The following is a 13915-nucleotide window of genomic DNA, read 5'->3' as shown; positions in this document are numbered from 1 at the left end:
ATCCATGAACATCAGCAAGGTAGCCAAGGCGACGGGACTGACCGCCAAGACCATTCGCTACTACGAGAGCATCGGCCTCATCTCGGCGCCGGTCCGCAGCGACAACGGCTACCGCAGTTACACCGAGGGGGCGCTGCGCGAGCTGCGTTTCGTCAAGCGGGCGCGGGAGACCGGCTTCAACCTGGAGGAGTGCCAGGAGCTGCTGGCGCTCTATCGGGACGAGCACAGAACCAGCGCTCAGGTGAAGAAGCTGGCGCAGGAGAAGATCGTCGATCTGCGCGCCCGCATCGCTGGCTTGCAGGCCATGCTCAGCTCCCTCGAGGGGCTGGTCGGCTGCTGCCACGGGGATGAAAACCCAGAGTGCCCTATCCTCGACGAGCTGGAGCGCGGCTGAGCCGTCTCTGCCGGCAGGCTGGGGCCTGGCATCATCGACTGACTAACCGCTTAATAACGGACGTTTTATTGTTGGCTCCGAAGGGGTAGTGGTAGACTGTGCGGCTCTTGTACAGGGAGTACGCAGTTGACCCAGAGTGTGACACGTCAGGTGAAGCAGGCCATCATGGCCCAGCTCTATACCCACGCCTCATTCAGCCTGCCTTGCTTGGGTCTGCTGGCGCTTGGCTGGAGCCTGCTGTTCCACGACTACCTGCCCGCCGCCGAGGCGCTCGGCTGGCTGGCCGGGGTGTTGCTGCTGCTGATCTGCCGAGGTTGGCACCTGCGCTGGCGCCAGCCCAGGCTGGCCCAGATTCCGCTGCCGGTGCTGGAGCGCGAGCTCTTCATCGGGGTGACCATCACCTCCATCATCTGGGCCCTGGGCGTGCTGCTTTATATGGACAAGCTGCCCGATACCTATCGCGCGGCCATGATGATGCTCTCCAGCCTGATCCTCACCGGCAGCGCCATCATGCTGTTTGGCAGCCGCCGCTCGCTCTACGGCGCCGTCTTGCCGCTCGGGCTGGCCATGCTGTTCGAGCTGGGGGCGGGCAACGAGCAGGAGCGGATCGTCTCCTGCATGCTGGCGGGCTACCTGTTCGTCTTCCTGCCGACCCTGCTGCGCCGCCTGCGGCGGGATCAGGTGGCCTCGCTTTATCACCGTTTCTCCAACGCCGATCTGGTGGCCGAGCTGAAGGCGGTCTCCGAGCACCTCAAGCTCACCTCCCGCTTGGACGGGCTGACCGGCATCGCCAACCGGGCCCACCTCGACTACTGCCTCGAACGCGCCTGGCGTCGCTGTCACCGGGCCCGGGCGCCCCTGTCACTGGTGCTGGTGGATGTGGACTACTTCAAGCAATTCAACGACCTCTATGGCCATCAGCTGGGTGACGAGTGTCTGCAGCAGGTGGCGGGTCTGCTGGCCGAAGTGCAGCGGCGCGAGGACGATCTCGCCGCCCGCTATGGCGGCGAGGAGTTCGCCCTGTTGCTGCCCTGTACCAGCATGCAGGGGGCGCTGCAGATCGCCGAGAACGTGCGGGTGGCGCTGAAGGATTTGAGCATTCCCCATCAGAAATCCCTGGTTTCCGGCCGGGTCAGCTGCAGCTTCGGGGTGGCGACCCTGGTGCCGGATCAGAGCCTCTCCATCAGCGAGCTGATTCAAAAAGCGGATGCGGCCCTCTACCAGGCCAAGCATAATGGGCGGGATCGTATCGAAGTAGCCTTGATGGGTAAGGTTGCCTGAGTTTCACAAGACAGATTAAAGAGGTCGTCTATGCAATGTCATCGTATCGAAGAGCTGCTGGAGTTGTTGCAGCCTGCCTGGATCAAGGAACAGGATCTCAGCCTGGTGCAGTTTGTTGCCAAACTGGCCGAGGAAGCGGGATTTGAAGGTCCTCTGTCCGAGCTGACCGACGACATGCTGATCTATCACCTCAAGATGCGGGAATCCGACAAGCAGGCGATGATCCCCGGCCTGGCCAAGGATCACGTGCCCGACTTCAAGGAAGCCCTGCTCAAGGCTCGCGGCATCAAGTAAAAATTGCTCCAGGTGGAGCCTTTGTTGGTGTTCAAAAGAATCTCTCAAAAAGGCGTTTCGTCAACTGGCGATACGTCTTTTTTGTTGCTTGAAATTGCGACGCCACTCGAACATTAGATACATTTTACCCACACAATTAGCAGGCTGTTTAAGATATAATCCGCTCCATAACAATTAATGAGTGGAGCGAAGTGTTGCAATGGCCGACCAGGACAAGATCGATATCAAGGATGTCACCGGCGATGTAACGGGGACATACAACCCCAATACCTTCAAAGCGAGCGATGACAGGTTCAATCCCGGCAACCGCATCTACGTGAGGGCCCAGACCGGCTACTGGCAGCGGGTGCGCAAGGCCATGGGCTGGTTCTTCGTGGTGCTCTTCGTCGCCATTCCCTGGTTGCGCTATGACGGTCGCCAGGCCGTGCTGTTCGACATCGGTCACCAGCAGTTCCACATCTTCGGTGCCACCATCTGGCCGCAGGATCTGACCCTGCTGGCCTGGATCTTCATGATCGCCGCCTTCGGGCTCTTCTTCGTGACCACCTTCCTCGGCCGGGTCTGGTGTGGCTATCTCTGCCCGCAGACGGTGTGGACCTTCATGTTCATCTGGTTCGAAGAGAAGCTGGAAGGGGCGGCCAACAAGCGCCGCAAGCTGGATGCCTCGCCCTGGAACGCCGAGAAGCTGGCCCGCAAGGGGGCCAAGCATCTGGCCTGGATCCTGCTGTCGCTGGGTACCGGCCTCACCTTCGTCGCCTACTTTCAGGATGTGTTCCAGCTGGTGCCGGACTTCTTCACCCTGCAGGCCAGCGGCTGGGTCATCTTCTGGGTGGTGCTGTTCGCCGCCTGTACCTACGGCAACGCCGGCTGGATGCGCGCCATCATGTGCATTCACATGTGTCCGTATGCTCGCTTCCAGTCCGCCATGTTCGACAAGGACACCTTCATCGTCGGCTATGACGCCAAGCGCGGTGAAACCCGTGGCGCCCGTGCCCGCAAGGCCGATCCCAAGGCGCTGGGGCTGGGGGACTGCATCGACTGCGACCTCTGCGTGCAGGTCTGCCCGACCGGCATCGACATCCGCGACGGCCTGCAATACGAGTGCATCAACTGCGGCGCCTGCGTCGATGCCTGCGATCAGACCATGGAGCGGATGGGCTATCCGAAGGGGCTCATCAGCTACACCACCGAGCACAAGCTGGCCAACGACTCCACCCACGTGGCGCGGCCCAAGCTGATTGGCTATGGCCTGGTGATGGCGGTGATGCTGGGGGTGTTCGTCTACAACGCCATGTCCATCATGCCGATGGGGCTCGATATCCTGCGGGATCGCAACCAGCTGTTCCGCGAGAACAGCGAGGGGCTCATCGAGAACACCTACACCCTCAAGATCCTCAACAAGACCCTGCATCCCCAGACCTATCAGCTGGATGTGGAGGGGCTGCCGGAGCACGAATGGTTCGGCCCGCGCGAGGTGACTCTCAAACCAGGGGAAATCTTCACCCTGCCGGTGAGCGTAGCGGTCGACCCCTTCAATCTGAAGAAGCCGACCCTGGACATCCGTTTCGTGCTCAAACGCGAAGGGGTGGCCGCGGACGACAGCAAGGGGATCCTGCGCCAGCCCAGCAAGTTCATCAGCCGGCTGTGACCGCTGCCGCCATGGCCGGTTTTAGCCGGTCATCGGGCGCGGCAATGATAAGCAGTAGTGATAGAATGGGGCGCAACGGCGCCCCTTTCTCATGGTGGATGACATGCGTTTCAACTATTCCGACCTCAATCCCGATCTCATCATGGATGCGCTGGACCTCAGCGGCCTGCGTATCGACTCCGGTCTCATCGAACTCAACAGCTACGAAAACCGGGTCTACCAGTTTCAGGATGAAGATCGTCGCCGCTACGTGGTGAAGTTCTACCGTCCCGGTCGCTGGAGCCGGGCCCAGATCCTCGAAGAGCACGACTTTGCCGCCCGCCTCAATGAGGCGGAGATCCCGGTTGCCGCCCCCATCGCCTTTGCCGGCGAGACCCTGCTGGAGCATCTGGGCTACCCCTTTGCCATCTGGCAGAGCGTGGGAGGACGCCAGTTCGAGGTGGACAACCTCGACCAGCTGGAGTGGGTGGGGCGCTACCTCGGCCGCATCCACCAGATAGGGGCCAGCCGCCCCTTCCACCACAGAGTCCGGCTCGATGTGGAGAGCATGCTGCACGAGCCGCGTCAGCTGCTGGCGTCCGGCGAGTGGCTGCCGAGCGGGCTGGCCAAGTCCTTCTTCGGGGTACTGGACGAGCTGATCAAGCATGTCAGTGACGCCATGACCCTGGACGTGGCCCAGATCTCCCTGCATGGCGACTGCCATCCGGGCAACATCCTCTGGCGCGATGGCCCGATGTTCGTCGATCTCGATGACTGTCGCAGCGGCCCCGCCATCCAGGATCTCTGGATGATGCTGAGCGGCGAGCGTCACGAGCAATTGATCCAGCTCGATACCCTGCTGGCGGGCTATGAAGAGTTCATGGAGTTCGACCCGCGCGAGCTGGCGCTGATCGAGCCGCTGCGGGCCATGCGCATCGTCCACTACATGGCCTGGCTGGCCCGGCGCTGGGAAGACCCCGCCTTCCCGCGCCACTTCCCCTGGTTCAACACCGATCACTACTGGCGCCAGCAGATCGCGACCCTGCACGACCAGCTGGAAGCGCTCAAGGCACCGCCCCTGACGCTGACGCCTGGCTGGTGATGAGGGAAAGAGAGCGGGCGGCGGGCGGGACTCGCGTACCCAGCTTGACCATTGACTGCGCAGTGGTGACGCAATAGGCTTGGCACTGCTTCGGTTCGCCGGGCGTGCCTCACAGTGATCCCTTAACAGGAAACGTCATGAAAAAAGTACTATTTTTCCTTGCTGCCATGCTGATGATCCCCATGGTTCACGCCGCCCCCGAATTCAAGGAAGGCGTCAACTACGATGTGGTCAAACAGACCGGTAGCGCCCAACCGGAAGTGCTGGAGTTCTTCTCCTACTACTGCCCCCACTGCGCCAAGTTCGAGCCGATTGCCGAGGATCTGAAGAAGAACCTGCCGGAAGGCGTGCCGATGAAGAAAAACCCGGTGGCCTTCCTGGGCCGCGAGATGGGTCCGGAGATGCAGCGTGCCTACGCCGTTGCCAGCCTGCTGAATGTTGAAGGCAAGCTGACCCCGGCCATCTTCGACAAGATCCACACCCAGCGTCAGTACCCGCAGAGCCGTGCCGACGTGAAGCAGATCTTCGTGGACAACGGCGTACCGGCCGAGGAGTTCGACGGTGCCGTCGACAGCTTCGCCGTCTCCGGCATGGTCTCCCAGTTTGACCGCAACACCGAGAGCTACAACATCCGCGGTGTGCCGGCCTTCCTGGTCAACGGCAAGTACATGGTGAAGATCGAATCCATTACTTCCCAGGAGCAGTTCAACCAGCTGGTGAAATTCCTGCTGGCCAAGAAAGACTGATCCCGCCAGACCCGATGAAAAAAGCCCGCCGGTGCAAACCGGCGGGCTTTTTGCTTTTTGGGGCCTGAGCCTGGTCAGCATGACATCGACCAGGAACCCGGCCTCAGATCTGGCAGTCCCGCTGGGAGGGTGCGGGGCGCGGCAACCGGGTGCGTCTGCTGATGGCCTCCGCCAGCCAGACCAGCAGCAGGATGGCCAGGATCAGGGTGGCAGCCTGATCGTAACGGAACAGGCTCAGCGACACATAGAGCTGCTGCCCCAGCCCGCCTGCACCCACCACCCCGAGGATGGTGGCGGCCCTCAGGTTCATCTCGCCGCGATAGAGGCTGTAGGCCAGCCACTGGCGTGACACCAGCGGGAACAGCCCATACCAGAAACTGGCCGTGGGGCCGGCGCCGCTCAACTGCAGGGCGAGGCGAGGGGCCTGATCCGCATTCTCCAGTGTCTCCACGAACAGCCGGGCAAGCACCCCAGTAGTGTGCAGGGTGAGCGCCAGTATGCCCGCCACCGGCCCCAGCCCGACCGCGATCACCAGCAGGCTGGCGAAGATGAGCTCGGGCACGGATCGCAGCAGGTTGAACAACAGCCGCAGCGGCCAGCAGTGGCGGGCGAGGCAGGCCAGCGGTAGCGCCAGCAGGGCGCTCAACAGGGTACTCAGCAGCGCCATCTGCACCGTATCGAGCAGGCCGGTGCCGACCGTCAGCAGGAAGGGGGGTGACCAGTCCGGTTGCAGAAACTCACCGATGAACTGGCCCAGTCCGCCGAGGGAGAAGCTCAGCATGCGCCAGTCGAGCTGATGCAACGCTATGGCGCTGGCCAGTCCCAGGCAGGCCAGCAGTTGCAGACCGGGGGAACGGGTGTGGCGCAGCCAGGCGCTGAGGCCATCCGCCAGGGTCACCAGCAGGATGAAGGCCAGCAGCAGGGTCACCACCTCGCCGCCGGCAAACATGCGCAACGAGAGTTCGAGCTGCTGGCCGAGCCCGCCGGCACCGACGAAACCCATGATGACGGAGGCGCGCAGGGCACACTCCCAGCGATAGACGGTGTAAGAGAGCAGCTCCTGGCGCACCGCAGGTAGCACGCCGTACCAGAGCGCCTGCAGCCGGCTGCTGCCACCGAGCAGCAGGGCGCGGGCCGGTTGCAGGGCGCCGCTCTCCATGATCTCGTTGTAGACCTTGGCCAGCATGCCGCTGTAGCTGACGGCGATGGCCAGGATGGCGGCCAGGGGGCCTAGCCCGGACAGGCGCACGAACAGCAGCGCCCAGATGAGCTCGGGCAGACTGCGCAGCAGGATGGCGAGGAACCGACTGAAGGCGCGCAAGGCGCCGCGCAGCGGGTTGGGGATGGGGCCCAGCTCGGCCAGCGACAGGGCGCGGGAGCCGAGCAGGGCAAACGGGATGCCGAGCAGCAGGGCGCCGGCCAGCCCTAGAGTCGCCACGGCCAGACTCTCCAGGGTGGCGGTCAGGGTCAGGGCGAGAAAGTCCTGATCCAGCCGGGGTGGCCAGCTGGCGGCGAGAAAATTGCCCATCTGTCGCCAGCTCTGGCCTTCGAGCAGGCCGAGCCAGCCGTCGGCCTGCTGCCACAGGCTGTAGCCGACCAGGGCCAGCAGCCAGGGCAGGGGATGGCGCCAGCGGTTCATCAGCCGATGCACGGCAGCGCCTCTTGCTCGCCGGCATAGAGTTCGGCCAGCATGGCCGGGGTGACGGCGGTGGCGGGGCAGTCGAACTGCACCCGCCCCTCGCGCAGACCTATGATGCGGGGAAAGCGATCGAGCGCCAGTTCGACCGCGTGCAGGCTGGCGATCAGGGTGCTGCCACGGGCGCGTGCCTGCGCCAGCAGGGCGTCCAGGCTGCTTTTGGCGAGCACGGGATCGAGGGCGGAGACGGGCTCATCGGCCAGCATCAGGTCCGGCTGCTGATAGAGCACCCGGGCGATGCCGACCCGCTGCAACTGGCCACCTGAGAGCTCGCCGCAGCGCTGCAGCCACTTGTCGGCGAGGCCGAGGCGTGCCAGTTCGGCCCGCGCCCCTGCTGGGTCGCAGGGGCGCAGCAGGGAGAGCAGGGCGCGGCCGAGGGACCACTGGCCGAGCCGACCGGCCAGCACGGCGGTCACCACCGACTGGGAGGCGGGCAGCGGCGGTTGCTGCCAGACCATGCCGATCCGGCTGCGCAGCCGCTGGCGGGCCCGGGTGGAGAGGCTCCAGGGATCCTGCTCCCAGAGGGCGAGCCTGCCTTCACCGCGCAGTTCGGTACCGATCAGCCGCAGCAGGCTGGTCTTGCCTGCGCCGCTCGGCCCTATGATGGCGACACACTCTCCCGCCTCGATCTGCAGGCAAAGCGGATGCAGGATGCGATTCTCGCCGAGCCGCAGCCCTGTCCCGTCCAGCGCAACGGCGATCACTTCAGCAGACCAGCCTGGGTCGCGGCCGCTTCGATGCCCTGGTAGTTCTCTGGTTTGGTCTCGATGAAACGGCTGGCCCGTTGCAGCTTGAGGATCTCGGCCTGGGCCGGGACGGCAGGATCCAGGCTGAGGAAGGCCTGCTTGATCTTCTCCTGCAGGGCCGGGTCCAGGTCGCCGCGCACCGTCCAGTTGTAGTCAAAGTAGGTCGGCGTGGTCCAGATCACCTTGACCTTGGCGGTGTCGACCTTGCCCTCTTCCACCAGCTTGTCCCACACCGAGGCATTGAGCGCGCCGGCCGGTACCTTGCCGGAGGCAACCCAGGCGACGGTGGCATCGTGGGCACCGGAGAAGGCGACGTGGGCGAAGTCACGCTCAGGGTTGATGCCCTGTTCGGCCAGGAAGTGGCGCGGCATCAGGTGGCCCGAGGTGGAGGAGGGGGAACCGAAGGCGAAGTCCTTGCCTTTGGTGCCGGCCAGGGTCTTGATGCCGCTGTCGGCGTTGGCGATGAACTTGGAGGTGAACTGGGCGTCTTCCTGACGCTGTACCAGCGGCACCACCTTGTCGGCCCGGCGATGGGCCTGCACATAGGTGAAGCCCCCGAGCCAGGCCATGTCGAGCTTGCCGGCCGCCAGCGCCTCGACCACGGCGGCATAGTCGTTGACCGGCACGAACACGACCTCGCGGCCGGTCTTCTCGGCCAGGTACTCACCCAGCGGGGCAAACTTGCGCTGCAGTTCGGTGGGGGCTTCGTCCGGGATTGCGGAGACCCGCAGCGGCTCGGCGGCGGTGGCGCCCAGGCAGGTCAGCAGGGTAGTGAGGGCAAATATCCATTTTGAGGTCATAGGCAGTTCCTTGTGGTCTGTCGTGCGGGCAAGAGAAAGGCCCGACACGAGTCGGACCTTGCAAAGGGGTCATGGTAGGGGGCCAGCGGCGCTCTGCGCAAGATGGGCCCCGCAAAAAGGCGCGTTACACCCCGACGTGGAAGGCCTGCTTGAGGTTGCGGATGAAGTCCGCATCCCGGCACAGGGTCTTGCCGGGGCTGTCGGAGATCTTGGCGACCGGGCCGCCGTTGCACTCCATCAGCTTGAAGACGATGTTCATCGGGCTGACGCCGGGCAGATCGCAGGTGAGCTTGGTGCCGATGCCGAAGCTGGTGTTGATGCGGCCGCGGAAGTGACGGAACAACTCGACCGCCTTGTCGAGGTTGAGGCCATCGGAGAACACCAGCGTCTTCTCGGTGGGATCGATGCCGAGCCGCTGATAGTGGCTGATGGCCTTCTCGCCCCACACCACGGGATCGCCGGAGTCGTGGCGCAGCCCCTGATAGCGGCTGGCCAGCTCGAAGTCGAAGTCGCGCAGGAAGGCATCCATGGTGATGCAGTCGGTGAGCGCGATGCCGAGGTGATTGGTGAATTCATCCAGCCAGCTGGTGAGGGCGGCCCGCTGGCTGTGTTCGAGCGGGAAGCCGAGCTGCTGGTGGGCCTGGAACCACTCGTGGGCCTGGGTGCCCACCGCCGGCAGGCCATATTTCTGGGCCAGCAGGTAGTTGCTGGTGCCGCGAAACGCCGGCAGCCGCTCCTTGAGGCGACCCACCACCGCATCCTGCACCGCGAGGGAGAAGCGGCGCCGGGTGCCGAAGTCGATGAGGTTGAACTCGTTCATCTCTTCCCGGCTCAGCTCCCGCTCCAGCTTGTCGATCTTCTGATCGAGCCGCTCCAGCGCCTGAGTGACGCCGAACTGGGGGTAGCGGAAGCGGTTGCGCATCTCGCTGATGATGGCGAGCACCGGGATCTCCCACAGGATCACGTCCTGCCAGGGGCCCTCGACCCGCACGTTGATGCGACCGTCCTGCTCGAACACCTTGAGCAGGGAGGCATCGAGCGGCTTGCGGCGCAGGTGGTCGAGGTAATCGGCGGTAAAGAAGGGGCGCTCGGCCAGGAAGTTGAGCTCGGGCCTGGTCAGCCGCAGCGAGCCGGCAAGGTGCAGCTGCTCCTCGATCTGGCCCATCATGGGCAGCAGATCCTCTTCGTTGCGGCTGTGGAACTCGGCCACCACCTCGGCATCCGGATAGCGATGAAACACCGCCTGCTGCATGTGCAGCTTGTAAGCATCTGTATCGAGCAGGCTGTTGAGTATGGGTGGCATATCAGACTCCCCGCAGGCGGGTGAACGCAAGAGCGCTCCCCTGCCGCTTTTGTAGATTGCAGACGCCGGTATCGGGCAGGCTGATGAGAATGAGGGGCATATCAGGCGTCCAGCAGGCGTTGTACATCGATCAGGCTCTGGGCGAGTTCGGCGCCGGCCTCGATCATCTGGGTGTGGGCGCTGGCAACCGTCTCGGGGGCGATGCCACGACAGGCATCGAGATGGACGATCACCCGGAAGCCGGCGCGGCGCAGCTGCAGCACGCTGGTCTTGACGCAGTAGTCGGTGGCGAGGCCGCCGGCCAGTACGGTAGTGACGCCGCGGGCGTGCAGAAACTCGATGAGTCCGGTGCTGCGGCGCTCGGCCAGATCGTGGAAGCAGGTGCCGTAGGGGTGCAGATCCGGCTCGACCCCCTTCCAGACGAAGAAGTCGTAATCGACCGGGGCCGGCAGGCCGTCGAGCAGTTCGAAGCCGCGGGTACCCGGCACGCAGTGCACCGGCCAGGTGAGGTCGGCGTTGGGCAGGTCCAGCGGCAGCAACATGCCGGCGGGATCGCTGACGGCCCAGGCGGCGTTGGCGGGATGCGAATCCTTGCTGCCGATCCGCAGGCTGGCGAGGGTGGCCTGAGCGTTGAGCGCAGCCACAATATCATCCCCGCCCGCGACGGGCAGTTCGTTCGGGCAGAGGGGGGTAAAGCCCTTCTGCGCATCAATATCCAGGCTGGCGACGGTTCCCATTGAGTGGCTCCTGCACATACTATTCGTGTGATATTATCTACCAAACATTAATCGAAGGCGAGCAGGGCGATCGGCATGTTGAGAATGAGTCTGGATATGGTGGTGCTGCGGTTGAACGAGGAGCGGCTCGAGCTGCTGCTTGAGACCCGCGATCGCCCACCCTTTGCCCACTGCTGGCAACTGCCGGCGCTGCGCATCGACGAGACCCGGGATCGGGATCTGGACGCGGCTCGCCATCGCCTGCTGACCGAGTGGGGGCTGGGCCACTGCTACAGCGAGCAGGTCTGCACCCTCGGCAATCTGGAGCGTGATCCTCGTGGCTGGTCCACCACCCTGGTCTATCTCTGCCTGGTGGACTCCGAGGTCGAAGCCGTGCACGGCTGCTGGCACCCGCTCTGTGATCTGCCGGGGCTCAGCCTCGCCTTCGACCACACCCAGCTGATCGCCCGGGGGCTGGAGCGGCTGCGGATCAAGAGCCGTTACAGCACCTTGCCGCTGCAACTGCTGGGGGCCGAGTTCACTCTCTCCGAGGTGCAGCGCGCTTTCGAGATCATCCTGCAGACGCCGATGAACACGGCGGCCTTTCGCAAGCGGATCCACCGCGCCGGCATCCTGCTGGATACCGGCCGCAAGCGTACCGGCAAGCAGCGCCCCGCCATTCTCTACCGGATGGAGAGCCCCTGCTGCGTGATGTTCGATCAGGTGATGAACGGAGCGGAAGCATGAGTGCGAATCCCATTCGTGTGTTGGTGAGTGCTTGTCTGCTGGGTCCATGTTCGTTGCGCGACGAGGGCCCAGGTTTTAGCCAGCGGGGGAGCAAAGCATGAGTGAGACCAACGTGCACAAGGTGCTGGTCAGCGCCTGTCTGCTGGGCCAGCCGGTGCGCTACGACGGTCAGAGCAAGGGGATCGTCAGCGACTGGCTGCGCGAGCTGGGGGCTGAAGGGCGAGCGCTGGCGTTTTGCCCCGAGGTGGCGGGCGGCCTGCCGACCCCGCGCCCCCCTGCCGAACGGCAAGGCGAGCGGGTGGTGACCGAGAGTGGACTGGATGTGACGGCCGAGTTCGATCACGGCGCCCGGCTGGCGCTGCAACTCTGCCAGGCTCAGGGCATTCGCTTCGCCCTGCTGAAGGAGGGGAGCCCCTCCTGCGGCAGCGGTCGCATCTACAACGGCCGCTTCGAAGGGCAATCCGTGGCGGGCGAGGGCATGACCACGGCCCTGCTGCGCCGCCACGGCATCCGGGTGTTCAGCGAGGATCAGCTGCCCGAGCTGGCCTCGGCGCTCGCCTTGGCTGCCTGTGGCTCGGCCTGAGCCGCTGCATCGGCTGCCTGCCACTGCGCCAGCACGGCGTCCTTCTCCTGCCAGCGCTGGTTCAGCCACTGCTGGAAGCCGCGTTTGAACTGCTTGTCGTTGAAATAATCCCCCACCAGCTGCTCATCAACCGGCAGCTCCTCGATCCGTACCCGGATGCGCTTCATCCGCCCCATCAGGAAATCCTTGAAGGGGGTTTCGGGGTTGTCCGGGTAGCTGATGGTGACGTTGATCAGGCTGTCGAACTGCTCTCCCATGGCCGCCAGGGTGAAGGCTAGCCCTGCCGCCTTGGGTGACATCAGGTGCTGGTAACGGGAGCGGGAGGCGTCGCGCTTCGCCTCGGTGAAGCGGGTCCCCTCCACGAAGTTGATGACGGTGGTGGGGATGTGGCGAAACTTCTCGCAGGCGTTGCGGGTGGTCTCGATGTCCTTGCCGCGCAGATGCGGGTTCCTCAGCAAAAACTCCCGTGAGTAGCGACGCATAAAGGGCATGTCGAGCCCCCAGCAGGCCAGCCCCAGCAGCGGTATGTAGATGAGCTCGTGCTTCATGAAGAACTTGGGCACCGGCAGCCGGTCGCGAAACAGATGACCCAGCACCACGATATCGGTCCAGCTCATGTGGTTGCTGACGATCAGATACCAGCCATCCTTGCGCAGCCGGGTGTCATCCTCCACCTGCCAGTCGATGCGGGTGGTGAGGCGGATCACCAGGGCGTTGCAGGCCAGCCACAGGCGCATGAAACGGTTGTTGAGCCGGCTGCAGGCACGGCCAAAGGCCGGGATCGGCAGCAGCAGCTTGGCCAGTGACACCAGCAGGATCAGGCTGGCGCACAGGGCGGTAAACAGTATGGTCAGGCCGGCGCTGATGAGCAGCACCAGCGGACCCGGGAGCAGGGTTAGCATGGCGTCGTTGAGGGCGTCTTGTCCGCCAGCAGCTGATCCAGGGTCTGGTCTTTCTCGTGCCAGATCCCGTTCAGCCACTGTTGAAACTCTTGTTGGAACTCGGGGTCATTGAAGTAATCCCCCACCAGATTGCGTTCGATCGGCAAAAAGCGGACTCGAACCTTGATCTCCTTGACCCGACCGCACATGAAGTCCCAGTAACTGGGGATGCCGTCGGGATAGGCGATGGTCACATCCACCAGCTTGTGCAGCTGATCCCCCATGGCCGCCAGAGTGAAGGCGATGCCGCCAGCCCGCGGGTGCAGCAGGTGGCGATAGGGTGCTGCCTGTTTGTCGTGTTTGCGGACGGTGAAGCGGGTGCCCTCCACGAAGTTCATCACACTGACCGGAATATGGCGGAACTTGGCACAGGCCTGGCGTGTGGTCTCTATGTCTTTTCCCTTCAGATGCGGCTTCTTTTCCAGCAACTTGCGCGAATATCGCCGCATGAAGGGGAAATCCAGCGCCCACCAGGCCAGGCCGAGAAAAGGTACCCAAATCAGCTCTTTCTTGAGGAAAAACTTCAGGAAGGGGATTTTTTGATTAAAAATCCGCTGCAGTACCAGTATGTCGACCCAGGATTGATGGTTGGCAATCACCATATACCACTCATTCCGGCGCCCTTTGTCCACTCCGACCACATCGAAAGGGGTTCTGATGATGGTTTTCTGGATCAGGTTGTTGAAACCGATCCAGCAGCCGGCACAGCCGTCCAGCAGCGCGTTGCAGAGGGTGCGCCACCCCTTGAGGGGCAGCAACAGCTTGAGCAGGCCCAGCGTGAGGATGGGGATAAACCAGAACAGGGTGTTGAGAAAATAGAGCAGGGTCGAGAGGCTGCCGCGCAGTCGCTCAATCAGCTTGTTGGGCATGGGTCGGGTCCGTCTTGCTGTCGATAAGGGGCCATCAAGTGGTCAGATCTGTGGCCATAATATCAGCCGA

The 13915-nt window shown here is 63.7% G+C and carries 15 protein-coding genes; 8 read left to right on the top strand and 7 right to left on the bottom strand.

The window, feature by feature from the left end:
- Positions 1-4: 4 nt before the first annotated feature.
- The 6 genes from cueR (at position 5) to AHA_RS21290 (ending at position 5444) form a co-directional block, all read left to right on the top strand.
- Positions 5-394, top strand: a complete 390-nt coding sequence (cueR, locus tag AHA_RS21315; RefSeq protein ID WP_010635698.1) for a Cu(I)-responsive transcriptional regulator — start codon at positions 5-7, stop codon at positions 392-394.
- Between the two features lie 126 nt (positions 395-520).
- Positions 521-1675 (top strand): GGDEF domain-containing protein, encoded by a 1155-nt coding sequence (locus AHA_RS21310; protein ID WP_017409683.1) that lies wholly within the window; start codon positions 521-523, stop codon positions 1673-1675.
- Positions 1676-1705: 30 nt separating this feature from the next.
- On the top strand, positions 1706-1969 hold the full coding sequence (locus tag AHA_RS21305; RefSeq protein ID WP_005306857.1) for a YihD family protein: 264 nt from the start codon (positions 1706-1708) through the stop codon (positions 1967-1969).
- Between the two features lie 199 nt (positions 1970-2168).
- A complete protein-coding gene (ccoG, locus tag AHA_RS21300) occupies positions 2169-3617 on the top strand; it encodes a cytochrome c oxidase accessory protein CcoG (protein ID WP_011707874.1) in 1449 nt (482 codons plus the stop codon).
- Positions 3618-3708: 91 nt separating this feature from the next.
- On the top strand, positions 3709-4698 hold the full coding sequence (locus AHA_RS21295) for a serine/threonine protein kinase (RefSeq protein WP_011707873.1): 990 nt from the start codon (positions 3709-3711) through the stop codon (positions 4696-4698).
- A gap of 137 nt (positions 4699-4835) precedes the next feature.
- Complete coding sequence (locus AHA_RS21290) at positions 4836-5444, top strand: thiol:disulfide interchange protein DsbA/DsbL (protein WP_011707872.1); 609 nt, start codon at positions 4836-4838, stop codon at positions 5442-5444.
- Between the two features lie 103 nt (positions 5445-5547).
- On the opposite strand, the gene phnE is transcribed toward AHA_RS21290, so the two are convergent.
- The 5 genes from phnE to AHA_RS21265 all read right to left on the bottom strand — a co-directional run bounded on the left by phnE (position 5548) and on the right by AHA_RS21265 (position 10726).
- Positions 5548-7083 carry a phosphonate ABC transporter, permease protein PhnE gene (gene phnE / locus AHA_RS21285; protein WP_011707871.1) on the bottom strand — a complete coding sequence of 512 codons (1536 nt, stop codon included), beginning with the start codon at positions 7081-7083 and terminating at the stop codon, positions 5548-5550.
- A complete protein-coding gene (locus AHA_RS21280) occupies positions 7083-7844 on the bottom strand; it encodes a phosphonate ABC transporter ATP-binding protein (protein WP_011707870.1) in 762 nt (253 codons plus the stop codon). Before AHA_RS21280 ends, phnE begins: the two co-directional genes overlap by 1 nt.
- Positions 7841-8686: a putative selenate ABC transporter substrate-binding protein gene (locus AHA_RS21275; protein ID WP_011707869.1), complete on the bottom strand. Its 846-nt coding sequence runs from the start codon at positions 8684-8686 to the stop codon at positions 7841-7843. The genes AHA_RS21280 and AHA_RS21275 overlap by 4 nt, the downstream gene beginning before the upstream one ends.
- A gap of 124 nt (positions 8687-8810) precedes the next feature.
- Positions 8811-9989, bottom strand: coding sequence for a nicotinate phosphoribosyltransferase (gene pncB, locus AHA_RS21270; protein WP_011707868.1), 1179 nt, complete (start codon positions 9987-9989; stop codon positions 8811-8813).
- A gap of 101 nt (positions 9990-10090) precedes the next feature.
- A complete protein-coding gene (locus tag AHA_RS21265; protein ID WP_011707867.1) occupies positions 10091-10726 on the bottom strand; it encodes a nicotinamidase in 636 nt (211 codons plus the stop codon).
- Positions 10727-10801: 75 nt separating this feature from the next.
- Between AHA_RS21265 and AHA_RS21260 the strand changes: the two genes are divergently transcribed.
- Both AHA_RS21260 and AHA_RS21255 read left to right on the top strand, forming a co-directional pair.
- On the top strand, positions 10802-11452 hold the full coding sequence (locus AHA_RS21260) for an NUDIX hydrolase (protein WP_011707866.1): 651 nt from the start codon (positions 10802-10804) through the stop codon (positions 11450-11452).
- A 97-nt stretch (positions 11453-11549) separates the two neighbouring features.
- A complete protein-coding gene (locus AHA_RS21255; RefSeq protein ID WP_011707865.1) occupies positions 11550-12035 on the top strand; it encodes a DUF523 domain-containing protein in 486 nt (161 codons plus the stop codon).
- On the opposite strand, the gene AHA_RS21250 is transcribed toward AHA_RS21255, so the two are convergent.
- Both AHA_RS21250 and AHA_RS21245 read right to left on the bottom strand, forming a co-directional pair.
- Positions 11981-12937, bottom strand: coding sequence for an acyltransferase (locus tag AHA_RS21250; protein WP_016352357.1), 957 nt, complete (start codon positions 12935-12937; stop codon positions 11981-11983). The two genes, AHA_RS21255 and AHA_RS21250, sit on opposite strands and share 55 nt — an antisense overlap.
- Positions 12931-13845, bottom strand: a complete 915-nt coding sequence (locus AHA_RS21245) for an acyltransferase (RefSeq protein ID WP_011707863.1) — start codon at positions 13843-13845, stop codon at positions 12931-12933. The genes AHA_RS21250 and AHA_RS21245 overlap by 7 nt, the downstream gene beginning before the upstream one ends.
- Positions 13846-13915 lie beyond the last annotated feature (70 nt).

The sequence above is a fragment of the Aeromonas hydrophila subsp. hydrophila ATCC 7966 genome (genome assembly GCF_000014805.1).
In the GTDB taxonomy this organism is placed as follows: domain Bacteria; phylum Pseudomonadota; class Gammaproteobacteria; order Enterobacterales; family Aeromonadaceae; genus Aeromonas; species Aeromonas hydrophila.
The sequence above is the reverse complement of the archived record's forward strand: the minus strand, read 5'-3'. Positions and strand labels throughout refer to the sequence as shown.

Coding starts and splice junctions, on each gene's coding strand:
- cueR (WP_010635698.1), top strand. CDS start 5: ATGAACATCAGCAAGGTAGCCAAGGCGACGGGACTGACCGCCAAGACC.
- AHA_RS21245 (WP_011707863.1), bottom strand. CDS start 13,845: ATGCCCAACAAGCTGATTGAGCGACTGCGCGGCAGCCTCTCGACCCTG.
- AHA_RS21260 (WP_011707866.1), top strand. CDS start 10,802: ATGTTGAGAATGAGTCTGGATATGGTGGTGCTGCGGTTGAACGAGGAG.
- AHA_RS21275 (WP_011707869.1), bottom strand. CDS start 8,686: ATGACCTCAAAATGGATATTTGCCCTCACTACCCTGCTGACCTGCCTG.
- ccoG (WP_011707874.1), top strand. CDS start 2,169: ATGGCCGACCAGGACAAGATCGATATCAAGGATGTCACCGGCGATGTA.
- phnE (WP_011707871.1), bottom strand. CDS start 7,083: ATGAACCGCTGGCGCCATCCCCTGCCCTGGCTGCTGGCCCTGGTCGGC.
- AHA_RS21265 (WP_011707867.1), bottom strand. CDS start 10,726: ATGGGAACCGTCGCCAGCCTGGATATTGATGCGCAGAAGGGCTTTACC.
- AHA_RS21250 (WP_016352357.1), bottom strand. CDS start 12,937: ATGCTAACCCTGCTCCCGGGTCCGCTGGTGCTGCTCATCAGCGCCGGC.
- pncB (WP_011707868.1), bottom strand. CDS start 9,989: ATGCCACCCATACTCAACAGCCTGCTCGATACAGATGCTTACAAGCTG.
- AHA_RS21295 (WP_011707873.1), top strand. CDS start 3,709: ATGGTGGATGACATGCGTTTCAACTATTCCGACCTCAATCCCGATCTC.
- AHA_RS21255 (WP_011707865.1), top strand. CDS start 11,550: ATGAGTGAGACCAACGTGCACAAGGTGCTGGTCAGCGCCTGTCTGCTG.
- AHA_RS21305 (WP_005306857.1), top strand. CDS start 1,706: ATGCAATGTCATCGTATCGAAGAGCTGCTGGAGTTGTTGCAGCCTGCC.
- AHA_RS21290 (WP_011707872.1), top strand. CDS start 4,836: ATGAAAAAAGTACTATTTTTCCTTGCTGCCATGCTGATGATCCCCATG.